The sequence below is a fragment of the Glaciimonas soli genome (assembly GCF_009497155.1).
GTDB lineage: Bacteria > Pseudomonadota > Gammaproteobacteria > Burkholderiales > Burkholderiaceae_D > Glaciimonas > Glaciimonas soli.
This window is the reverse complement of record NZ_WINI01000007.1, coordinates 211,207-232,862: the sequence shown is the minus strand read 5'-3', so window position 1 is coordinate 232,862 and position 21,656 is coordinate 211,207. Positions and strand designations below refer to the sequence as shown.

Annotated in this window: 21 protein-coding genes; 15 read left to right on the top strand and 6 right to left on the bottom strand. The window is 48.1% G+C overall.

Annotation, left to right across the window (positions count from 1 at the left end; translation table 11 throughout):
* Positions 1-84: 84 nt before the first annotated feature.
* A complete protein-coding gene (locus tag GEV47_RS13290; RefSeq protein WP_228124707.1) occupies positions 85-1,404 on the bottom strand; it encodes a glycosyl hydrolase family 18 protein in 1,320 nt (439 codons plus the stop codon).
* Positions 1,405-2,139: 735 nt separating this feature from the next.
* Between GEV47_RS13290 and GEV47_RS13285 the strand changes: the two genes are divergently transcribed.
* The 13 genes from GEV47_RS13285 (at position 2,140) to GEV47_RS13225 (ending at position 17,004) form a co-directional block, all read left to right on the top strand.
* Entirely contained in the window at positions 2,140-2,385 is a 246-nt protein-coding gene (locus GEV47_RS13285) for a hypothetical protein (RefSeq protein WP_153235240.1), read from the top strand.
* Positions 2,386-2,427: 42 nt separating this feature from the next.
* Positions 2,428-5,175, top strand: a complete 2,748-nt coding sequence (locus tag GEV47_RS13280) for a TonB-dependent receptor (RefSeq protein ID WP_153235239.1) — start codon at positions 2,428-2,430, stop codon at positions 5,173-5,175.
* Positions 5,176-5,621: 446 nt separating this feature from the next.
* Positions 5,622-6,278 carry an energy transducer TonB gene (locus GEV47_RS13275; RefSeq protein ID WP_153235238.1) on the top strand — a complete coding sequence of 219 codons (657 nt, stop codon included), beginning with the start codon at positions 5,622-5,624 and terminating at the stop codon, positions 6,276-6,278.
* A 194-nt stretch (positions 6,279-6,472) separates the two neighbouring features.
* Positions 6,473-7,426 (top strand): MotA/TolQ/ExbB proton channel family protein, encoded by a 954-nt coding sequence (locus tag GEV47_RS13270; protein WP_228124706.1) that lies wholly within the window; start codon positions 6,473-6,475, stop codon positions 7,424-7,426.
* Between the two features lie 36 nt (positions 7,427-7,462).
* Positions 7,463-7,891: an ExbD/TolR family protein gene (locus GEV47_RS13265; RefSeq protein ID WP_153235237.1), complete on the top strand. Its 429-nt coding sequence runs from the start codon at positions 7,463-7,465 to the stop codon at positions 7,889-7,891.
* Positions 7,892-7,989: 98 nt separating this feature from the next.
* Positions 7,990-8,421, top strand: coding sequence for an ExbD/TolR family protein (locus GEV47_RS13260; protein ID WP_194270666.1), 432 nt, complete (start codon positions 7,990-7,992; stop codon positions 8,419-8,421).
* Positions 8,422-8,531: 110 nt separating this feature from the next.
* A complete protein-coding gene (locus GEV47_RS13255; RefSeq protein ID WP_153235236.1) occupies positions 8,532-9,746 on the top strand; it encodes a hypothetical protein in 1,215 nt (404 codons plus the stop codon).
* Between the two features lie 362 nt (positions 9,747-10,108).
* Positions 10,109-10,843 carry a GntR family transcriptional regulator gene (locus GEV47_RS13250; RefSeq protein ID WP_153235235.1) on the top strand — a complete coding sequence of 245 codons (735 nt, stop codon included), beginning with the start codon at positions 10,109-10,111 and terminating at the stop codon, positions 10,841-10,843.
* Positions 10,840-12,012 (top strand): N-acetylglucosamine-6-phosphate deacetylase, encoded by a 1,173-nt coding sequence (nagA, locus tag GEV47_RS13245; RefSeq protein WP_407646246.1) that lies wholly within the window; start codon positions 10,840-10,842, stop codon positions 12,010-12,012. Before GEV47_RS13250 ends, nagA begins: the two co-directional genes overlap by 4 nt.
* Entirely contained in the window at positions 12,002-13,045 is a 1,044-nt protein-coding gene (locus tag GEV47_RS13240; RefSeq protein WP_228124705.1) for an SIS domain-containing protein, read from the top strand. Before nagA ends, GEV47_RS13240 begins: the two co-directional genes overlap by 11 nt.
* Before the next feature lie 120 nt (positions 13,046-13,165).
* Positions 13,166-14,680, top strand: coding sequence for a beta-N-acetylhexosaminidase (gene nagZ, locus GEV47_RS13235; RefSeq protein WP_228124704.1), 1,515 nt, complete (start codon positions 13,166-13,168; stop codon positions 14,678-14,680).
* A gap of 97 nt (positions 14,681-14,777) precedes the next feature.
* A complete protein-coding gene (locus tag GEV47_RS13230; RefSeq protein ID WP_153235234.1) occupies positions 14,778-16,085 on the top strand; it encodes an MFS transporter in 1,308 nt (435 codons plus the stop codon).
* A 1-nt stretch (position 16,086) separates the two neighbouring features.
* Complete coding sequence (locus tag GEV47_RS13225) at positions 16,087-17,004, top strand: glycoside hydrolase family 16 protein (RefSeq protein WP_194270665.1); 918 nt, start codon at positions 16,087-16,089, stop codon at positions 17,002-17,004.
* Positions 17,005-17,065: 61 nt separating this feature from the next.
* Here the strand turns inward: GEV47_RS13225 and smpB are convergent, their stop codons facing one another.
* Positions 17,066-17,515 (bottom strand): SsrA-binding protein SmpB, encoded by a 450-nt coding sequence (gene smpB / locus GEV47_RS13220; protein ID WP_153235232.1) that lies wholly within the window; start codon positions 17,513-17,515, stop codon positions 17,066-17,068.
* A gap of 67 nt (positions 17,516-17,582) precedes the next feature.
* On the opposite strand from smpB, the gene GEV47_RS13215 reads away from it, so the two are divergent.
* A complete protein-coding gene (locus tag GEV47_RS13215) occupies positions 17,583-18,026 on the top strand; it encodes a type II toxin-antitoxin system RatA family toxin (RefSeq protein WP_153235231.1) in 444 nt (147 codons plus the stop codon).
* Complete coding sequence (locus tag GEV47_RS13210; RefSeq protein WP_153235230.1) at positions 18,023-18,349, top strand: RnfH family protein; 327 nt, start codon at positions 18,023-18,025, stop codon at positions 18,347-18,349. The genes GEV47_RS13215 and GEV47_RS13210 overlap by 4 nt, the downstream gene beginning before the upstream one ends.
* Positions 18,350-18,475: 126 nt before the next feature.
* Here GEV47_RS13210 and GEV47_RS13205 read toward each other — a convergent pair whose 3' ends face one another.
* The 4 genes from GEV47_RS13205 to GEV47_RS13190 all read right to left on the bottom strand — a co-directional run bounded on the left by GEV47_RS13205 (position 18,476) and on the right by GEV47_RS13190 (position 21,427).
* Entirely contained in the window at positions 18,476-19,714 is a 1,239-nt protein-coding gene (locus tag GEV47_RS13205) for a hypothetical protein (protein ID WP_153235229.1), read from the bottom strand.
* Between the two features lie 68 nt (positions 19,715-19,782).
* Positions 19,783-20,535 carry a hypothetical protein gene (locus GEV47_RS13200; RefSeq protein WP_153235228.1) on the bottom strand — a complete coding sequence of 251 codons (753 nt, stop codon included), beginning with the start codon at positions 20,533-20,535 and terminating at the stop codon, positions 19,783-19,785.
* An 83-nt stretch (positions 20,536-20,618) separates the two neighbouring features.
* Positions 20,619-21,152, bottom strand: a complete 534-nt coding sequence (locus tag GEV47_RS13195) for a hypothetical protein (protein ID WP_153235227.1) — start codon at positions 21,150-21,152, stop codon at positions 20,619-20,621.
* Positions 21,149-21,427 (bottom strand): DnaJ domain-containing protein, encoded by a 279-nt coding sequence (locus GEV47_RS13190; protein WP_153235226.1) that lies wholly within the window; start codon positions 21,425-21,427, stop codon positions 21,149-21,151. The genes GEV47_RS13195 and GEV47_RS13190 overlap by 4 nt, the downstream gene beginning before the upstream one ends.
* Between the last annotated feature and the right edge of the window lie 229 nt (positions 21,428-21,656).

The window sequence follows — 21,656 nt, the reverse complement described above, 5'->3', positions numbered from 1 at the left end:
CTACGATAGCACACTGAGTACATAGAAAAAAAAGCCAGTCAGCAACGTACTGACTGGCTTTAATACTTCAAATACCGAACTTGATTACAAACCTAATTGCGAGATGAAAGCATTGGTGAAGCCTAAAGTGCCTGCTGTGCCATACGTATTGCAAGTCGATGAAGCCGACCCTGGTGCGCAGTCATTATCACGATCAAACGACCAGAAATGGACACCGGCTAGTTTGTTAGCGAGCACGAATTGCGACACTGTCGCGACGTTAGCGATAGTGAAAGTTTCGCTAGCTGAATCGTTACCACCTATCATTGGCGTCAGTTCGATCTGGGTAAATGGCACACCATATTGTGTGTTCAGATCTTTGGCCGCCTGGATGGCTGATGCCCCCATATCGCATTGACCGCTGCTATTCAGCATGCAATTGCCACCTGCCGGGCTACCGTAGTCCATGACCATCAAATTGACGTAGTAGTTGGTCAAACCATAGGCTTTGATCGCGCTCATAACATTAACGCCATAAACATTCAGGCTAGGCGATACATTGCCACCCAAGGTTGCGATGGTGAAGCTGAAGCGCATATTTGGATAGGTTTTTTGTGCAGTTACTACACGTTGGACCAAATTGTTGATGTCGGCTTGGCTTTGACCTGCTTCGATGTCAAAGTCGACACCCACCATGTTTGCCGAGTAGTAGGTCTTGATGAAACTCAGGAATCCCGCATCGGTAGTACAAGTGAATGAACCCGCAGCGCCGCCAGTGGAGACGATGTAGTTTTTGCCCGCATTGACGAAGGCTTGAACGTTAGCGGCAGCAAATGCCGATGCTGTTACACCGCCCCAGTTTTCGCTACCGCAAGCACCAGTAGCGAATGCCCAAGTCAATGTGGATAGCTTGGCCGGCATAACCGAAGTAACAGGAGATAACGTACCAGTTACTGCTGAACTAGCGACATTTGTGTTCCAGTTCATGTTGATGCCAACGTCTTTATAGGCGCTGTAGGAGAACGGACCAGCCGGCGGGGTCGTTGGTGGCGGTGTCACCGGAGGAGGTGTTACCGGTGGTGGCGTAACAGGCGGCGGAGTTACCGGAGGCGGTGTCACGGTTCCGGAGCCGCAGCTGCCTTGACTGGTCCACGGTTGACCAGTACCGATAACGCCGTTATTGGTCGCCGGATCATTTCCTTGTGTCCACCAGTTAGCAAGGTAATTGATGTTGTTTTCGCTGGCAGTATTGCCGCTGGTATAGATGGCGGTAGCAGTCCATGCTGCTGCACACGCCGGTGCTGACGTTGTTTGCGTTTTCACTTTGGTTGTCGTGACTTTAGCACCCATCGCTGAAGCACAACCACTCGCCACTGCGCTACAAGCAAGCGCGATGGCAAGTACCTTTGTAATTTTTACTTTCAAGTTTTTCTCCTAGATTCGTCAGGTTTTTCAACTCGGATGGCAGGTAAGGAGGCCAGCCATCAATCCCTAAAAACCGGATGATTACTTCCTCTTATTGCCGCAATTATTTCCTCATGGAAATAATGTACGCACTGTAGAAGCGTCAAAAGCGGCTGTCAATCGGTATCTAAGTGGTACTAGCGAAATAATTTTTTATTACGTTTCGATACAAATTTGAAGAGGGTAATGCCTTGTTTTCATTGATTTTCTTTGATTATTCAGAACCGCTCATTAGGAAGTGGACTGGTCGCCCTTTTTTGGTTTTCTTTAAAAATTTTGATGAAAATAGCTTTATTGACTGCGTTTTTGAGCAGCAGATTGCATTAAAAATGTAATGCAGCTTTCCAATGGGAATTCCAGTCGTGTAATACGAATAAAGTAATTTAGCGTGATTTCACCGATTATGAGCAAAATTTGGTGAATTTCCATAGACAAAACCGAATGCAGAGAACAACAACACCTGCCGCATTGTCAGCAATATTCAATATTGCCAAATATTCCCCTGATTTTCGCGTTATTTCGTGTTGCAACGCAGCAATTGCGAAAAATGACTACCAGTCCACCTCTCAAAACAACAAAGTAAACAATTTACACAATAGGCAATAAAAACAAGCGCTTAAGTAACGCTATGTATCGTTGAAATTAAGACCAAAATTTATATTGACAATACCAGTTAAATACCGATTGACAGTCCAATTGGGTACTTTTAAAGTTCGCCTGATTCAAATTTCCTTAGGGAAATGTTTTGATGGGGCAATGTTTTGTTGTAAGCCGATTGGTTGCTCAGAGTTGCATGAAGTGGTCGAAAAAGCGGTTGAAAAAAGGGTTTGGAGTCGAGGTAAATCCGGACCAAAAAAAGATACAAAAAAAAAGCGTTCTGCGTGCGTCAGGCTCATTTTTTTGGCGTCAGAACAAAAAAAAATCATTTTTAAAAAATTTTAGCCGGAACGATTTCCGAGACTAAATCCACGGAGGATAGACGAGATGAAACGAAATTTGACACCAATCGCATCTGCAGTTGCGCTTCTTGTATTGAGCGCTGCGATGCCTGCAATGTCAGCTTATGCGCAGCAAACGACGGACGGTACTGTCGCTCCAACTAGTGCAATCGCTCAAGCCAGTACACCTGACCAAACCACTCCAGCGACCAAAGCAGCCGTCAACGACCAGCAACCTGAAAAAGGTATTCAGACAGTGGAAGTGTCTGGTATCCGCGCTTCTTTGCAAAAATCCCTGGATCAAAAGCGCAACGCCAGCAGCTTGGTTGAAGTGATCACCGCTGAAGATGTAGGCAAGTTACCGGATAAAAACGTCGCCGATGCGATTCAGCGTTTGCCCGGCGTTAATACAAGTTCAGCAGCTACCGGGGAGGGTGGTTTTGATGAAAACGATCGCGTCAGTATTCGCGGTACTAGTCCTAGTCTGACGCAAACGACGATCAATGGTCATGCGGTCGGCACTGGCGACTGGTTCATTCTGAGTCAAGAAGGTAGTGTTGGCCGTAGCGTGAGTTACTCTTTGCTGCCATCGGAAATTGTCAGCTCGGTAGTTGTGCACAAAGGTTCGCAAGCCGATTTAGCAGAAGGCGGCGTGGCCGGTACGGTCGATATCATCACCCGTAAGCCTTTGGATGAAAAGCAGCAACTGACGGCCGAAGCGTCGGTCGGTGCTGCCTATTCCGACTTGGCGGATAAAACAAAACCGCAGTTCAGTGCTTTGGTGAACTGGAAAAATGATGCGAATACGTTCGGTATGTTGTTCCAGGCATTTTCAGAAGAACGTAGCTCGCGCCGTGATGGTCAGGAAATGTTGGGTTACACCACCATTGATGGCACGATGGCAGCCGGTAAAGCGCATCCCGATTTAGTCGGTGTTGCCGTGCCAACCAGTATCAACCAGGCGTATTTTACGCAAGATCGTAAGCGTGACGGTGGCGTCCTGAATTTTGAAATCAAGCCGACCAGAGATTTAACATTGGATCTTGAAGGCTTCTATTCAAAAATGGATGCATCGAATACCAATATCAGTTTTCTCGGCTGGCCGGGACATGCGATTGCAAATGGCGCAATCCCAAGTTCTTATACTGTCAAAAACGGTACTTTAGTTGGCGCAACGTTCCCGACCAACACGACCACTCCGATGGCTTTGGTGGACTCGATCTATCGTCCAGGTGAAGGCGAGAAAACCAATTATATTAATTTGGATGGTAAATATCGGGCAACCGATGCGCTGACAATCTCGGGCCAGATTGGATATACCAAGGGCGAAGGTTATACGCCATCACAACCAGCGTATGAGTCCGATATTAATGACATCGGTCTAACCTATCAAATGCATGGCATCGGTGCGCCAGCCAGTTTGTCTTTCCCTGGTTATAACGTGAAATATAATCCTGCACAGGCTTCAACCGGTTGGGCGTGGGATAACAATTTGATTGTCGACGACACCGAGTCTTATGGAAAATTGGATGCCAATCTGAATATTGAAAATGCCGGTCCATTGGATGCAATCAAGTTTGGTGTGCGTTTCAACGACCATCAGCGCGTCAGTCATTGGGAAGGTTACGGTTGTAACAGCGGTTGTTGGGATGGTTCTTTAGCTACATATACGGGCGCAACTTTCCCAAGTAATTTTGGTAACAATCTGGGCGGTGGCGGCTTTCCTACCAACGGTTTCTATTTCAATCAAGGTCCTATCCAGACCTATAACAATGTCAATGTTAACTTTGATGCGACACAACGTCACAATTGGCCAGGTGAGTTGAACGTCAAAGAAGACGATACAGCTGGATATTTGATGGGAGACTTGCAGGGTGATCATTGGAGCGGCAACGTTGGCGTACGTCTGGTGCGTACCGATCAAACCAGCATCGTCAATGTATTAGGTGGGTCTAGTCCTATCGTCGGCTCTTTATTTGGACCTTATACGCCAACCTCGATCAATCATGTATACAACGATGTTCTGCCTAGTTTGAACTTGAAGTATGACTTAACCAAAGATCTGGTATTGCGTGGATCACTTGCACGAGTGATGTCACGGGCTGATTACAGCGCGCTTGGTGGCTCGGTAACGTTGAACGACAGCACTTTGAGTGGTGATGGCGGCAATCCAAATCTGAAACCAATTCTGTCTAACAATTTCGATACCAGTCTGGAGTGGTATTTCGCACCGAAGTCGTTGGTGTCGATTGGCTTCTTTAATATGGATTTCGGATCGGCGGTATCGTATGGCGTCAATTCCGGTTTGTATTACAACCAGCAGCAACGCCAATTTACGATGTATGAAATCACGTCACCAACAAATGTTAAAGCGACAAACAGAGGCGTAGAGCTATCATATCAAGCGCCAGTCTGGGGTGGTTTCGGCGTATTGGCAAACTATACCTACGCTGATGGTCGGGAGAAGGATGGCAATCCTATGGTCGGCAATTCGCAAAACACATTCAACGTTGAAGCGTATTACGAACAAAATTCTTTGAGTGCACGTCTGGCTTATACCTACCGTTCTGACTTCCTGGTTGGTTTGGATCGTAGTTTTGCTGAAAATGAAGCAGCTGTTGGTACGCTTGCAGCATCTATTAATTACAAAATTAATGATCATTTGACGCTTAATTTCGATGCACTCAATCTGAATAATCCGACATTGAAGTATTACGCCGAGAACAAAGATCAACCTCGTGCCTTCTATACAAACGGTCGGCAGTTCTATTTGACCTTGCGCGCAAAGATGTAATTTACGGCTAATCCGCTTGGGAGCGGGGCAATTTAGAGCGTTGTTTTGCCCCAAGTGGTATTAAAGTGGTTGCTCTAATGGTAGGTAAAGTGGTCTGCAGAATAATGTAAAATAGAAGTGCACGGTTGTGCTTTTATTTGGTGAATTTAATCATCCTTGATAAAAATATAACTGCACAAATGCGAGCAAAAAGGTGTTGGAAAATCGGGCACAGAATTTGCATAGCTAATGCAGGTGCATTACAACTCATCGTAATGCTTTTATAAGAAATTTGCAAAAACACAAGGAAGATACTGAGAATTTGATAGCAAAAATTCACGAAACAGAAATATACCGATATTAAAATACGTATTAATTAAGCAGAAGCACATTAAGGCAACAAAGAGCCGGGCGTCGTCACCAAAATATAAGTTGCCAAATGTCGGGCGAAAAATAGGAGTCGTTGTATGGATTTTGCGAAGAATGGGGAAAGCCCCGGAAAGAATTTCACCGGCATTGCTCTGGTGATTCTTTTGCATGTAGTGATTATCTACGCGCTGCTTACTGGATTGGCACGCAAAGTAGTTGAAGTAATCCAAAAACCCGTTGAAACGGTGATTGTTCCGGAGATTAAGCCGGATATACCGCCACCACCACCAAAGCCTAAGCCAAAAATGGAGGTAACTCCTAAGACGAAGGCGCCGCCACCACCATTTGTACCTCCTCCAGAGGTAAAAGTGAATGTGCCGGTACAGCCAACCATTGCTGCGGTATCGCATGACGCGCCACCAACGCATGATTTGCCACCGCCGTCGGCTGAGCAACCGTCTGCTAAAGCAGCGCCGTCAAATACGGCACCAACTGCTGTTAGTAGTACTTGTGCCAAGCCAGAATACCCACGCCAATCATTGCAAGATGAGGAAGAAGGTATTGTTACGCTATCATTCTTGATTAGTGCACAAGGTAAGGTCGTCAAGGCTGATGTAGCGCACTCAAGTGGTTTTAAAGCTTTGGATAGAGCTGCTCTAAACGCATTGAGTCAATGTACGTTTAAGCCAGGTACTGTCAATGGTGAGCCACAAGAATCGTCAACGAAGATGCAGTATGTTTGGAAGCTGGAGTGATGAGAACGAGAGTAAATAAAATAATCTAGTACCTCATTTATCTTAAAAAAATTATTGTGTTTATTCTGTATTACGATTTTAGAACCCATTTAACAAACTAACATTAACACTGCATGTAAACATTTACTGACCGCTTACAAAGCACTCATTAAATGGTTATATATTAGATTTCATTAAAAATTTTGGAGAACTTTATGTCAATTCTATCAACCCGTACATCGACTTCAGTTTCAGCACTGATCGCAGGCTTGCTACTGTCAGTAGCTACATTAGGCGTGCCAATGACCGCCGGTGCAGCTGATGCAGCGCCAGCAGCAACAGCTGCGGCATCAACTGATGCTGCTGCTTCAGCAACTGCACCTGCTGCGAGCGCAACAGATGCTGCTGCATCAACAGCAATGGCTGATACACCAGTTCCACCACCGCAAGCAGCGGATCATGAGACAGTTAGCAATCCATACGGCCTGGACGCTTTGTGGAAAGGCGGCGATTTTGTGGCACGCGGCACTTTGATCATTCTGGTTCTGATGTCCATGGGTAGTTGGTACATCATCATCACTAAGTTGATCGATCAGATGAAACTGATGGGCCAAGCTTCTGCTGCTAAAAAATCATTCTGGAAAGCTAGTTCAGTACAAGCTGGTATCGCTAGCTTGAAAGAAGGCAGCCCATTCCGCTATATCGCTGAAACAGGCAGCACTTCAACTGAACACCATGACGGTGCATTGCTGGAACAAATCGACTTGAACACATGGGTGACTATGTCTATTCAACGTGCTGTTGAAAAAGTGCAAAGCCGTCTGCAAGATGGTTTGTCATTCCTGGCAACTGTTGGTTCAACTGCTCCTTTCGTTGGTCTGTTCGGTACAGTTTGGGGTATCTACCACGCGTTGACAGCAATCGGTATCGCTGGTCAGGCTTCTATCGATAAAGTTGCTGGTCCAGTTGGTGAAGCGCTGATCATGACAGCAATCGGTTTGGCTGTTGCTGTACCTGCAGTGTTGGGTTACAACTGGTTGGTACGTCGTAACAAGAGCGCAATGGAAGATATCCGTTCGTTCAGCGCTGATTTGCACTCTGTTTTGTTGAGCGGTGTTATGTCTTCTGCTGCTGGTCAAGCTCCACGCGCAGTTAAAAAAGTCGGCTAAGCAAAGCAAAGCAAAGTAAAGTAAAGGTTAATAATCATGGCAATGCAACTCGGCTCCGATGAAGGCGAAGACGAAGTCATCGGCACGATCAACACGACACCACTAGTTGACGTCATGTTGGTTTTGCTGATCATCTTCTTGATTACGATTCCAGTGGTGACACATACAATTCCTGTGAAACTGCCGAACGAAACGGTTAATCCTTATAAGACAAATCCGGCAAATATCAACCTCGCAGTGAATAAAGAGGGAAAGATATTTTGGAATGAGCAATATGTTCCAAGTACCGATATTTTGTTCAATAAGTTAGCCAAGGTCGCTGTGATGGTGCCTCAACCAGAAGTTCATATTCGCGGCGATCAAGCCACGCCATATGAATATATTGGACGAGTGATTTACACAGCACAGCGTGCACAAATCGCGAAGATTGGTTTCATTACAGAACCACCTGCGCGTGGCGGCTAATCGCAGTTAAATTAGCGCATTAGTGCACTGGGATAGAGCAGAGCGAAGCGTTGGTCTAGCTCTATCCCCGACTCAATAACAGGACGAAGGAATAAATCATGGGCATGAATATTGGTTCAGGTAACAGCAATAAAGAACCTGAAGTGATGATGGAAATGAATATGACGCCGTTGATTGACGTGATGTTGGTATTGCTCATCATGTTAATTATCACGATCCCTATTCAGAATCACGCAATTAAACTGAATATGCCGGTGGGAAATCCACCTCCGCCATTGACGCAGCCATTGGTGATCACGATCGACGTGACCCCTGACGGTACTGTTATATGGAACGGTGAAAATATCCCGAATCGTACGGTATTAGAAGCAAAGTTGAAAGATGTTGCTGCGACACCTGATCAGCCAGAAGTGCATCTGCGCCCTAATAAGTTAGTTCCTTATAAGGATGTTGCTGCAGTAATGGCGTCGGCACAAAGATTGGGCGTTACTAAGATTGGTATGGTTGGTAACGAGCAGTACACCAACTAAAAAACCTGTCTGAGTTGCTACTCAGTTAGCAGATGTATGTGTTTTGTTCCTCTCCCCAGAAAATGGGCGAGAGGGACAGTCTAGAAATCCATTAAAAAAAGTTAAAGATAATGTCCAAGCTTCGCCTTACGCACCTTGGCCTGATAGTGGCCGCAATTAGTTTCACCAGCTTTGCAGTTATGACTTCCGTACATGCAGCAGAGGCCGCGGCGACAGCGCCCGCCAAAGTAGAGACAGTGCGACCAGAAGTCGGTAAGCCACTGAATGCTGCGCAAGAGCTGATCAAACAGAAAAATTATGCGGATGCACTGGTACAAGTACGACTGGCTGATAGTGTTGGAGAGCTAACCCCATTTGAAGCATTTTCCATAGATCGTATGATGGCACTGCTTTCAGCTGCCACTGGTGACGATATCACTGCGATTAAATCACTCGAAGCGGTGATTGCGACTGGCCGCTTGCCGGCAGCAGAGCAAAGTGTCTATATCCAGACACTGGCGCAAGAATATTACAAAGTTAAAGACTACCCAAAAACAATCAGCACTGCCACGCGTTACTTCAAGGAAGGCGGCACCGACGCCAAAACGCGCAATATGTTGATTCAGGCTTATTATCAAAATAACGAATTTGCCAAAGTTGAAGCAGAAATAAGCGCAGACATCGCTGCACAAGAAAAAGCTGGAAATGCGCCAAGCGCAGATCAGCTCAAAATGCTAATCAACTGTGAAAAACAACTGCACGGTGATAAAAGCGCTGGCTATGCGGCTGCAATTGAGAAGATCGCGACTTATTATCCTGAAAAGCAATATTGGGATTTCCTGTTAAATCGGGTGCAGTTGCAGCCAGGTTTCTCCGACGCTTACTTGTTGGATGTTTATCGTCTCAAGCTAGCGGTTGGACCACTTGATAACGCGAAACAGTACAGTGATGTTGCACAGCTTGCCAATGCCAAAGGCTTTTCGGCAGAATCGCAAAAAATATTGGCGCAAAAGTCGCAATCCGGTATGTTGAAAATGCCTTTTGAGTTAGCAAAGTCACAGCAATGTGTCGCGACAGGAAAAACGGGCATTGGCCTGATTAATGCGGGTTACGACTGCGTAACACAAGGTAAATTTGATCAGGGCCTGAATTTGATGGAGCAGGGTTTGCACAAGGATGATTTGAAACGTCCCGATGAGGCCAAACTTCACACCGGTATTGCTTATGCCATGGCTGGTCGCAAAGCAGATGCCATCAACATGTTCAAAACGGTGCAAGGTACTGATGGCGCCGCAGATTTAGCGCGATATTGGGTAATACAACTTAGTCGTCCAGTAAGTCAGTAAGCAGTAAGCAGTAAGTCAAGTCAGTAGCGATAAATCCCTTATGACGGTGACGTTGAATGAACAGAGACAACGACACAAGTAATGCCGACAACGGCAACAATTACAAAGCAGCGCTAGCAGCAATACACAACGCGCCGTCATAAGAAGAATTTCCCATTTTGGTACTCGCGTAAGTATCGACAGGTGATCTGTCGCATGCTCGGGCAGTGCTGTACCTGAAAAATGGAACGCACGTTGAAACATCAGGAACAAAAATAATAATACCGCGTTGATGATGGTGGCTTTGTCACGCCGGTATGCATCAAAATTGATTCAAAAAAACCGATTCAGCAGTGATCATGTGAAAGTTAAAGGAAAACACCATGTTAGCCCAGCTTCGTGATTTTAAACCTGATAACGATAGCGTCACCCCTTTGTATTTGCAGCTGGCAAACAAACTCTCGGCCGGTATTGCTGAAGGTCTTTGGCAGCCTGCCGAAGCATTGCCTTCAGAGCGCGTATTGTCCGACTCACTGAGTATTTCCAGAGTGACGGCGCGTAAAGCCATCGATATTCTATGTGATCGCGGATTGCTGACACGTCGCCGCGGATCAGGTACTTACATTACACCCAAATTGGAGCAGCCCTTGTCACGTCTGACCAATTTCAGTGAAGAATTGCGACAACGCGGATTTCAGCCGGGATCGCAATGGCTGGTCCGAACTAGCGGGATTGCCGTCGCCGAAGAAATTCTGGCACTGGGCTTATCGCCCAATACTGCGGTATCGCGCTTAAAGCGTTTGCGTACGGCTGATAACGTAGTGATGGCGATAGAAACGACTACTATTCCAGCACTTTATTTACCGGATCCAAAAGCGGTGACAGATTCTTTATATGTCTATTTGGGCGAACATGGTCGTGCGCCGACCAGAGCTTTACAGCATATCCGCGCCGTCAACGCCAATGCGGATCAGGCGCGTTTAGCCGGGATCAAATTAGGCGCGGCGATGTTGCATATCACGCGGGTTGGCTATCTGGAAAATGGGATGGCAATTGAACTGTCGCATTCGTATTGTCGTAGTGATTACTATGATTTCGTCGCGGAGTTGCGTAGATGAACAGCGTACAACAAGCGCAAAATAATTTGCATGGAAAACTGACAGGTAATGTCCTGACGCCGCACGGTTGGGTTAGCGGGACAATGTATTTCAACGATAGGATTGCCGAAGTTAACGGTTTGACAGTCAACCCCGACCACAACGCCGACGATTACATCTTGCCGGGATTTATTGATTTGCACGTGCACGGTGGCGGTGGCAAAGACATCATGGATGCTGGCGATGCGGTGTACGCCATCGCGAAAATTCACGCGCAGCACGGCACTACCAGCATGTTGGCTACCACCATGACGTCGCCGCCTGGCGATTTGGAACAGGCGCTCAAAGCAATCGGCCACGCATGTTGGGAGCGTAAGCCCGGGACTGCACGCGTGTTGGGAACGCATCTGGAAGGTCCCTATATCAACCCCGACAAACTCGGTGCGCAACCGGATTACGTACAGGAAGCGACATTGGCAGAGGTGGAGCGTCTGAGTGCTTTAGCGCCACTGAAATTAATCACCGTGGCACCGGAAATGAGCGGTCATCTGGAGCTGGTACGTGTGCTAAGCAATGCCGGTATGAGAGTGCAGATAGGCCACACCTCAGGCACCTACGAAGACGGTGTCCAGGCTTTGCAGCACGGCGCTTCTGGTTTCACGCATTTGTTCAATGCGATGAGTTCTTTCCATCATCGTGAACCGGGAATGGCTGGAGCTGCGTTGGCACACGCCCAATATTCCGAACTGATTCCCGACTTGCTGCATGTACATCCAGGGGCGATTAAAACCGCATTGCGCGCAATCCCGCATTTATATTGTGTTACCGATTCTACCGCTGCCACCGGCATGCCAGACGGCGAATATATGCTGGGGCGCCAGATTGTGCACAAATGTATGGGAGGAGTGCGTTTGGCCGATGGAACCTTGGCAGGCAGCACCCTGACCATGGATCAGGCACTGCGCAATCTGGTTTCGCTGGGTTTGGAGATAGAGGATGCATCGCGTCGTGTTTCCACATACGCAGCAGATCATCTCGGTCTGCATGATCGTGGGCGCTTAATTCAAGGCAGCTTTGCCGACGTAGTTGTGCTGGATCGACAACTCAATTTAAAAGCAGTATATGTTGAAGGGGAACAGATTGGTCTCACCGATATGCAGTTTGGCGCCACAAGGCTCAATGGCCAGTAATTTACCAACATACAGTTCACTGATGCTGAAAGAAGCGTGCTCGGCATCGGAATATGTAGCGTTACAACTGGCCGCAGATAGAGAGCGTTATACCGAACTAGGGCAGCATTTGCGTGCGGCACAGCACTCTACGGTATTGACCGTGGCCCGCGGCAGTTCTGATCACGCCGCAAATTATTGCGCTTATTTGATCATGGCGCGTTTGGGGCGGATAGTGGCATCGCTGCCAATGTCTCTGGTGACGCTTTGTAATGCACCTTTGCAGACTCGCGCTACCCTTGCTATTGCGATTTCTCAATCAGGGCAAAGTCCCGATGTCATCGAGCCAATACGTTATTTTCGCGAAGGTGGTGCAACGACTGTTGCCTTGGTTAACGATGCCGCATCGCCTCTTGCGCACGGTGCTGAGTGGTCGATGCCCTTGCATGCCGGGCCGGAACTCAGTGTCGCAGCCACCAAAAGTTTTATTACCAGTCTGGTTGCGGCTGCACGACTGACCGGTCACTGGCAAAATGATGCCGCATTTTTAGATGCAATTGCAGAGCTACCGGAAGCTTTGCATAGAGCGACCTGCTGCGATTGGTCGCAAGCCATCGACGTATTGGCTCCATCGTCAAAAATCATGGTGGTGGGACGCGGCACTGGTTTTCCTGTTGCGTTAGAAGCTGCACTCAAATTAAAAGAAACGTCGGCGATACAAGCAGAGGCGTTCAGCGGTGCAGAAATTAAGCACGGTCCGATGGCGTTGATAGACGAAGGTTATCCGCTGTTGATTTTTGCACCACGTGGCCCGACACAACATAGCCTGATCAGGCTTGCTGCCGAAATGCGCGGTCGTGGTGCACGCGTATTGTTGGCAGCACCCGACGATATAGTCGAACGAGATTTGACCTTGCCGATTGCCGCAACACCAGATTTAGACCCGATAGTGGCGATACAAGCGTTCTATGTGATGGCGGCACAGTTGTCGATTGCGCGTGGAATGAACCCGGATAAGCCGCGCCATTTGAACAAGGTAACGAAGACGAATTGAGAGTTAGGAAAAGCGGTATGGCGGATGAGTATCACAGCGCTCCATCCATCCAACTCCGTTCTGTTTTTCGATGAAAAAGTAGATAATGCAGAACGCACAAATGCAGAGAAACGAATTGATATGAACACAGAAATTAAGTCCTTAAATCCGCGCCAGCTAGCTGGCCAGCTCATCATGATCCGCATCCCCAATACGGTGTTGGATGCAGAGACCGCCGATTTTTTGCGCGACAATCAGATCCGCGCCATTTGTCTGTTCCGCCAGAATATGGTCGATGCCGCACAACTATCAAAATTGACTGCAGATTTGCGCGAGGTGATGGGGGAAAACGCGTTGATCGCGATAGATCAAGAGGGCGGTGCGGTGGTGCGCTCAACCTGGGTACCCGCACCGCCAGCGGCAATGTCGCTGGGCGCTGCCGATGATACGACGTTGGCGTATGCCGTCGGCGCCGCGGTAGCGCGAGGTGTTAAAGCCTTGGGATTTAACTGGAATTTTGCACCAGTACTGGATTTGAACAACAACCCGGCGAATCCAGTGATTTGCGAACGCTCTTTCGGTTCCGATCCCAAACGTGCTACCGAATTAGCGTTGGCATGGATGGAGGGTAGTTTATCCGAGGGTGTCGCATGCTGCGTCAAACATTTCCCCGGTCATGGCGATACGCACGTTGACTCACATCGCGATTTACCTACAGTCGATAAGCCTCGAGCTGAACTAGACGCGCTTGAATTGGCACCATTCAAGGTCGCCGCCATGGCAACTAAAAATGCTCCTGCCATGATGAGTGCGCATATTGTTTACCCCGCGCTGGATAGGGAATTTCCCGCCACCATGTCGCGCAAAATTCTGACCGGTTTGCTGCGTGAAGAATGGCAATATCGCGGTGTCATTATTACCGATGGCATGGATATGCATGCGATTGCCGGTCGCTATGGCGTTGGCAAAGCTGCGGTACAAGCGTTTGTCGCAGGTGCCGATATGGTGATGGCTTTGGGAACCAGAGCCACGCAAAATGAAACTTTGGATGCATTGGCTGAAGCGATTGCATCCGGACAATTCCACCAGGAAGAAATTGCGACTCGCTTACAACGTCTTGACCGTTTGGCGCAGACTTACCCTTGCGCCGGCACCGACGGCATTTATGCCGCAGAAGCAGCTGATCACCAACTGATGCGTGGCGCCTGGCAGCGCGGTTTGACAGTGCATGGCAATCCACAAGCAATACCCGTGGGCAGCAAAATCCGTCTGGTCATGCGTACCGATACTGTCAGTGACGGCGTCTCCGAAGCAGGCGTGCCTGCCAGTGTGGTTAGTGCGATGTTGGCCCAGCATTACGACGTTGAGATGACTACCTTTGCTGATCCAGATACGTTTATCTGGCCATCCTTGCCGGCCGATGGTCGCATCACTGTATTGGCTTCCACTTCGCGTGCACGTTATAGCGAGCAGGTTCGTAACAGCTGGCGACCAGCATTGCATCTGGCGTTGTGGAATCCGTTTCATGCATTTGATATTGCCGCTCCGGCAGTGATGTCCTATGGATTTGCACCGCCTGCGTTACAAGCGGTGAGCGCATGGTTGACGGGAGAAATAGAGGCGCACGGACAATTGCCTGTGGCCGGGATGATGTAATGCGTTTTATCCCCTCTCCCGGACGCGGGCGAGGGGAGGTGTATGTGCTGTATCTAAAACAAAGTTTTATCGAAAAAAACGAAAATATACTGAGACCATGCATAACGAAAAAACACCAAAACGTCACCCCATCACCTGGGTTCCCACCTTGTATTTTGCCGAAGGCTTACCCTATTTTCTGGTCGCCACCATGGCCGGTCTGATGTACAAAAGCATGGGCATAGCAAACGAACAGATCGCTTTATGGACTGGCTTACTTGGTTTTGTCTGGGTCTTCAAACCGCTGTGGAGTCCGTTTCTGGAAGTCGCACGCAGTAAAAAATCCATCGTTTTGCTGTTTCAATTTCTCGGCGGTGCTGCACTTGGTTTGCTGGCATTGGCGCTGCATTTGCCGACGTATTTCGCCGCCAGCATTGCCTTGTTGGCGTTGGTCGCGATTGCTTCTGCAACCCACGATATTGCTGCCGATGGTTTGTACATCGCCAGTTTAGACGCTAAACAACAAGCCGCATACGCAGGGTGGCAAGGCGGTTTTTACAATGTTGCACGCTTTTTTTCTTTAGGCGGATTGGTGGTATTGGCCGGCTATTTTGAAAAACGGATGGATGTAGCACACGCCTGGTCCATCATTTTCGGGATGCTTGGCGCCATTATGATCACATTGGCCGCGTACCATATCTGGGCACTGCCGAATGCAAACAATGTGGTTCGTTCTGATACCTCTATGCGCGGTGTCTACAAGACATTGCAAGACGTGATTCTGGATTTTTTCAAGAAGCCTGGTATTTGGTTAGCCATTCTTTTTATTATCTTGTTCCGCGCAGGCGAAGGCCAAGTCACTACCATTGGCCCTCTGTTTTTGCGCGCTGCGCGTGCCGAAGGCGGTTTGGGGTTAACCACCACGGAAGTTGGTGCCTTGTATGGCACTCTGGCGACCGTGGCGTTCATCGGTGGCAGTATTCTGGGCGGCTATTTCACTGCTTGGTTAGGCTTACGTCGAGCGATGTTCTTTCTGATTTTAGCGATGAATTTGCCTAACCTTGCATACTTCTTTTTAAGCACTTTTTTACCAACTAATTTCAGTGTGATCGCAGGCGCGTTGAGTTTAGAAATGTTTGGCTATGGTTTTGGTTTCGTCGGTTTGATTTTGTTCATCATGCAGGAAGTCGCTGTCGGCAAATATCAAATGGCGCATTACGCACTGGGTACTGGGGTGATGCAACTCGGTTATGTGCTGTTCAAAATCATGAGTGGCGCGATACAAGCCGCATTGGGCTATCAGCATTTCTTTTTGTGGGTCTTGCTGTCTGCAATACCGGTGTTGCTATTGTCACGCATTGTGCCGATAGGGCGCCATGACAGAGCGGTGCTGCATGTTTCATCGACGCGTGCGGTTGAGGGATAACATGCGACGCATGCTACTCTTGTGTGGGTTGGCAGCGAGTACTTTAGTATCCGCTGCGCATGCCAGCCAGGAAATATTCTTTGACGATTTTCACTATGCAGACAAAGCAGCGCTGCTCAAAGGCGGTTGGATTATTCGTGGTCAACGTGGTCATCCCGGTATCGATGGTGGGCAATGGGGATCCGATAGTATTGCGTTGATAGACGATGTGGATAATAAAGGCCGTCGTTTATTACGATTAACAGCTCGCACCGACGGCACGCCACAAGGCACATTCCAGGCACAGCTATGTCATCAGCGTAAATATCTAGAAGGTACGTACGCCGCCCGTATACGCTTTTCCGATGCACCTGTTACCGGGCCGAATGGTGATGTGGTGGTGCAGACTTTCTATGCCGTCAGCCCGTTGCGCTTTGATCTTGATCCGCAGTACAGCGAAATGGACTGGGAGTATTTGCCCAACGGCGGTTGGGGTGATGTCAACAGCCGACTGTATAGCGTCACCTGGCAAACAGTACAGATGAATCCATGGCAAGCCTACAATCAACCGCATCAAAAATTCGTCAAGTTAGGTAATCAATCTGGTGGTTGGCACACTTTGGTGATGCAAGCGGCAGCCGGCAAGACGCGCTTTTTTCTGGATGGCGAACAGCAAACCGAGAATGGCGGTCGCAATTATCCGGTGGTGCCAATGTCGATTAATTTCAATCTTTGGTTTTCACCTGGCGGGCAGTTGCCAGATACCAGTGCTGAACGGGTTTACCAACAAGATGTTGCCTGGGTTTTTCATGCCCGCAATCAGGTATTGTCGCCCGCTGAAGTGGATGATGCTGTGAAAGATTATCGGAGGGCGGGGACACATCAGATGGATACCGTTCCGCAGAGTGAGCCGCCATTGGCGTCGACTTGTGATTTTTAGAAGTGTAGAAAATAGTAGGATGAGTATCGCTGCGCTCTACCCATCCTACTTCGTAACATAATTAACGCCGGTGTTGTTTCATCGCCGATTGCACTTCACGATGCGCATCGCGATCTTTTTCGGTGGCGCGTTTATCGTGTTGCTTTTTACCTTTGGCTAAACCCACTTCGCACTTAATCCGGCCACCCTTGAAATGCAGGTTGATCGGTACCAGCGTGTAGCCAGAACGTTCAACCTTGATCATCATGCGGCTGATTTCGGCTGCGTGTAACAGCAATTTGCGGGAGCGTAGCGCTTCTGGATGAACGTGGCTGGAGGCGCTGAGCAGGGCGCTGATGTGCGCACCAAACAAGAAGATTTCGCCATTGCGAATGATCACATAGGCCTCTTTCAACTGCGCACGCCCGGCGCGGATGGCTTTGACTTCCCAGCCATGCAGTTCCATCCCCGCTTCGAAGCGCTCTTCGACAAAATAGTCGTGGAAAGCTTTTTTATTATCAATAATACTCATAATGTCCGTAACGCTTGCTGCTCGGTTAAAATTCCAGGTTGTGATTCTATCAAATGGTAGGGATTTAATGGCAGTTGTGCATAAAACAGTGTTATTGGGGTACAGCGCAGAACAAATGTTCGCGCTGGTTGATCGGGTCGAAGATTACCCGCAATTTTTGCCATGGTGCGGCGGAGTAGAGGTACGAGAGCGCACCGACACCAGCTTGATTGCCACCTTGAATATCCATTACCATGGTATCAAACAGTCATTTACTACCGAAAACGCACACATTGCACCGGTCGAGATGAAAATGCGTTTGGTCGAAGGGCCGTTCAAACATCTGGACGGCACCTGGCATTTTAAAGCACTACGCGCCGATGCCTGCAAGATAGAATTCAATTTGCATTATGAATTTTCCAACAAAATCCTGGAAAAAATCATAGGACCGGTTTTCAGCATGATCGCCAACAGTTTCGTCGATTCCTTTTGCAAACGCGCTGAAGTTGTTTATGCGGATAAAACACGATGACCGCGCCAACAATAACTGTTCAGGTTTGCTATGCCACCCGTGAACATCAAATTTTGCGCAGCTGCACGGTACCAGAGGGTATTTCGTTGCACGATGCGATTAAGCAAAGCGGCGTGCTGGAAGAAGTTAAGGAATGCGATTTAAGCACTTGCAGAGTTGGTATCTTCGGTAAATTAAAATCGCTTGATACGCCCTTACGTGATCAGGATAGGGTGGAAATATATCGTCCTTTGACTGTCGATCCTATGGTTTCCCGACGCCGACGTGTGGCGAAAGTGGTTAAGGAAGAGGCGCGGATCGCGAGTATGAAGAAGTCCCGTTGAATATACTTGGTAACTGATGCAACGCCCACCGATAATTTAACCGCAGTCATTCCGGCGAACGCGGAAATGACGGTGATGGGGCATTGCAGTCTAAAAAGGTTGGACTTTCCAACCCAAGCTATAAAACTATTTATTCGCCGCGTCTTTGGACTTGATGTTGCAATTTTCCTTCAAAAATTTCAGCGCCAACATGTATTTCAAATCATCTTCGTCCAGCAAATATTGTTCAGCTTCCGGCAGAAATTCCTCTTCCCACAACGCCAGTAAATTCTCTTTTAACTCAAACGGCGCTTCATCTTTAATGAAGCTGGCAACCGCATCATTATCAAAACCAAACTCACGCACTTGGCGGATGATGGTTCTGGCTTCTGTTTCAGATAATGTCGTTTTTGGTTTGATGCTGGCAGCCAGGCATAAAAACACCGTCAGGCGAGAGTAGGGATCTTCTTTGCCTTGAGTGATTTTGTGCCACTCTTTAGCAATTAAAGCATCAAAACTACCGATTTCTTCCATGCCACTGTCGGCGATGAAGTAACGCAGTTCTATTGTGTTGATTAGCTCGGCCAGCGTCATGCTTGCATTTAAGATCAATGAAGCATCATTTTTTTCGATTTCACGCCGGACTTTTTGCGTTATGGCGCTATATTCTGATGGCACATCATCCAGCAGTTTTTTTGAAATTTTGAATTTCCCGCTCGCTAAAAATTGCGTACGGATGTGATCCAAAGCGTGCGCAAAGGCCAGGCGTGTAGGTGGGTTGTTCGCATATTCCTCTACACCGCTGGCGCGCAATAATAACGCTGTACGGATCACGGTTTCGGCGCTGGTGAAATCTAAAGCAGATTGTTGTGCAACTTGCATCTGTTCGGCAAACCACAAGGCTGCATGCATGGTCAGCTCGGCATCCAGACGAACTTGACGTTCTTTCCGGTATGCCTTGAGAGAAAACGGCTTCTTCAGCGTGTGTTCGTTCTGAAACTCCTTTACCGACTGGCTTTCGCTATCGCCGAACACCGTGCAATTGGGTAGCGCATGCAATGCTTTGAGCATCTCATTGCCGCCGCGAGAGTGCGACAGAAACGTATTGTCACGCAGTGATTCAGCGGCTAGTTTCAGGTTGTCTTCAAACCGATCTTCGAGATACAGGCTGACCAGATGAGTAATGCGTAAGCGTGCATTTTCTAAATCTGATTGCAAATGTTTAGTGCCGAAAAAATCGGCGACTTGCAACGTGCCTTTGGCGCCATCAGCGATGATGGTCTGGCATTTTTCGTGCGAAATGATGGCGTTTTTTACACCGAACGCTAACGCCTTCTCAAAATAAGGGCGCTTGTCGATGGTGGCAATGCTGTGTTGTTTGGACATGTTCAGGGAGGTTACAGAGTTACTGTTCTGCTCCTCTCCTGCAAGCAGGAAAGGAGAGCTACTCTTAATTACAGCGCCGATTCTTCCGAAGGATCGATCGGGGTAGATGGCTTGCTTGGCGCTTTCGCCAGTGCGGCTGGTTTAGTGGTGCGGTGATGCACAGGTTCCGGATCAAGTCCCAAACCAAACTCATAACCATCTTCTTGTTCCAGTCGTTCCAATTCGGCTTCACGCTTCTTGCGTTCTTTACTGCGTTTTTTCAGCGTTGGCCAGACTTGTTCGAAGATATCAGCATGCTCGTGTTTTAACAGCCAGGCTAATTCTTTCCAGTCATGATCACTGACCTCGCCTCTGTCAACGGCATCAGCTTCTTCGGTAAAGTTAATATTGAAGGTATCAAATTCTGCGAAATGGGCAATTTCTTCATCGCGATCGGCCAGGTAATCAATGAAAGCCGAATATCCACCATCAAGGTCACCGATAGCTTCGATGAAGTCGCCGGTTTTGGTATCGTCGCGGAACAACACCGCATTCATCATCCCACGCAAACGCGCATGGGTAACATCTGCGTACAGCTTTTCGATGATGACGGCGCGGGCGAATTGCTCCGGCGTGACCAGCAAATTGACGACAGATTCTTTCGAGGAGTCGAATTCACGGATTACTGCCAACAAATCCTTTGGCGGCATTTCTTCCAGTACGGCGACCAAAGCGTAATCGCCTTCAGTTTCCGCTAAATTGACTAAAGCATATTCGGCGCCGGCGATATCGCCTTCGCGGATCAGGCTACTGGCTTTGAGAACTAGGGCATTTTTTGTCATGGATTTACTTTGAAAAAAGAATTTGCTTTAAGCCCTTCCTCCGGTTGCAGGAGAAGGAACAATTCAGTGTTGACACAGTAAGCTTAATGTCGGTCAAAGCCTTGCTCCGCCAACCAATCCGCACCCTCGGCCTCAAGATCTCCTTCGCGGTCTTCATCGCGCTCGACTTCATCGACGCTGTCGTCGGTTTCGTCAATTTCGGGAGCGTATTTGCCGTGGTAATGACCTTTATTTTTTTCGTATAAATATTCCAGGCAAACGCTGGTAATCAGAAAACGTTCGCCGGCAGGTTCTTGCAGCGCGATCTCGACCAGTTTTTCTGCCCACGGTGCAAACTGCACCATATCAGCGTATTCGTACCACGATGGGAATTCATCCGGCTCGTAAGAGGCCAGCATGACCATTGCATGCGCATTGGAAAAGCTGATGCCGCCATGAAAAGACACTGCCACCATTTCCGGCGCCATATCGATCATCGGCATCATTGCAGCAAATTGCGCGCGTTTGGTCTTTAACCGCGCAGCAAGAACATTTTTACCTTCGGAATCGCTTTGCAAGTCTTCTAGTTCGGCTTGATACGCCTTGGTCAAATCTTCAAAATAGGAAGAAAGCATCATTGCAAAACCTTATTTATGTATGTGGTCCAGATTTGTTCGGCGGAGGCCAGTGGATTTTCCAGCAGGCTGCGGCGCCGATTCTCATCGTAACTTTGTCGTTTGTCGGTATCCGATAACAGGTCATATGCTTCCTGCACTTCCCTGAATTGGGCAGGTGCATCGGACGCGGTATTTCTATCGGGATGAAACTCAGCTGCTTTTTTGCGATAGGCGGCTTTTATCGCGCTTTGTGATGCATCACTGTCTATGCCAAGAACGGCGTAATAATCGTTCATGCGTCCTTACTGTTCTGTGCTTGTATGAATGATCAACGCTAGATGATCAGGAGGAGAGTACAGCGTAGCGTATTGAGTATTTCTTTGTTGCATTTCTTCGAAAATGCTCGCGTGAGTATACGCCAGCTGAGCTCCGAAGTCCATTCTCCTGCGAATAAAAGATTTCTGTTATGCAAAATGGTTCTATGTACATGCGAAAAATTTCGTTCTCTTTATAACATTCGAGTGC

What these genes read in the sequence shown, in the direction of transcription:
- GEV47_RS13265 (WP_153235237.1), top strand. Translation starts at nt 7,463, where the DNA reads ATGGCAATGCAACTCGGCTCCGATGAAGGCGAAGACGAAGTCATCGGC.
- GEV47_RS13210 (WP_153235230.1), top strand. Translation starts at nt 18,023, where the DNA reads ATGACCGCGCCAACAATAACTGTTCAGGTTTGCTATGCCACCCGTGAA.
- GEV47_RS13190 (WP_153235226.1), bottom strand. Translation starts at nt 21,427, where the DNA reads ATGAACGATTATTACGCCGTTCTTGGCATAGACAGTGATGCATCACAA.
- GEV47_RS13230 (WP_153235234.1), top strand. Translation starts at nt 14,778, where the DNA reads ATGCATAACGAAAAAACACCAAAACGTCACCCCATCACCTGGGTTCCC.
- smpB (WP_153235232.1), bottom strand. Translation starts at nt 17,515, where the DNA reads ATGAGTATTATTGATAATAAAAAAGCTTTCCACGACTATTTTGTCGAA.
- GEV47_RS13200 (WP_153235228.1), bottom strand. Translation starts at nt 20,535, where the DNA reads ATGACAAAAAATGCCCTAGTTCTCAAAGCCAGTAGCCTGATCCGCGAA.
- GEV47_RS13195 (WP_153235227.1), bottom strand. Translation starts at nt 21,152, where the DNA reads ATGATGCTTTCTTCCTATTTTGAAGATTTGACCAAGGCGTATCAAGCC.
- GEV47_RS13225 (WP_194270665.1), top strand. Translation starts at nt 16,087, where the DNA reads ATGCGACGCATGCTACTCTTGTGTGGGTTGGCAGCGAGTACTTTAGTA.
- GEV47_RS13255 (WP_153235236.1), top strand. Translation starts at nt 8,532, where the DNA reads ATGTCCAAGCTTCGCCTTACGCACCTTGGCCTGATAGTGGCCGCAATT.
- GEV47_RS13250 (WP_153235235.1), top strand. Translation starts at nt 10,109, where the DNA reads ATGTTAGCCCAGCTTCGTGATTTTAAACCTGATAACGATAGCGTCACC.
- GEV47_RS13275 (WP_153235238.1), top strand. Translation starts at nt 5,622, where the DNA reads ATGGATTTTGCGAAGAATGGGGAAAGCCCCGGAAAGAATTTCACCGGC.
- GEV47_RS13260 (WP_194270666.1), top strand. Translation starts at nt 7,990, where the DNA reads ATGGGCATGAATATTGGTTCAGGTAACAGCAATAAAGAACCTGAAGTG.
- GEV47_RS13240 (WP_228124705.1), top strand. Translation starts at nt 12,002, where the DNA reads ATGGCCAGTAATTTACCAACATACAGTTCACTGATGCTGAAAGAAGCG.
- GEV47_RS13270 (WP_228124706.1), top strand. Translation starts at nt 6,473, where the DNA reads ATGTCAATTCTATCAACCCGTACATCGACTTCAGTTTCAGCACTGATC.
- nagZ (WP_228124704.1), top strand. Translation starts at nt 13,166, where the DNA reads ATGAACACAGAAATTAAGTCCTTAAATCCGCGCCAGCTAGCTGGCCAG.
- nagA (WP_407646246.1), top strand. Translation starts at nt 10,840, where the DNA reads ATGAACAGCGTACAACAAGCGCAAAATAATTTGCATGGAAAACTGACA.
- GEV47_RS13215 (WP_153235231.1), top strand. Translation starts at nt 17,583, where the DNA reads ATGGCAGTTGTGCATAAAACAGTGTTATTGGGGTACAGCGCAGAACAA.
- GEV47_RS13280 (WP_153235239.1), top strand. Translation starts at nt 2,428, where the DNA reads ATGAAACGAAATTTGACACCAATCGCATCTGCAGTTGCGCTTCTTGTA.
- GEV47_RS13205 (WP_153235229.1), bottom strand. Translation starts at nt 19,714, where the DNA reads ATGTCCAAACAACACAGCATTGCCACCATCGACAAGCGCCCTTATTTT.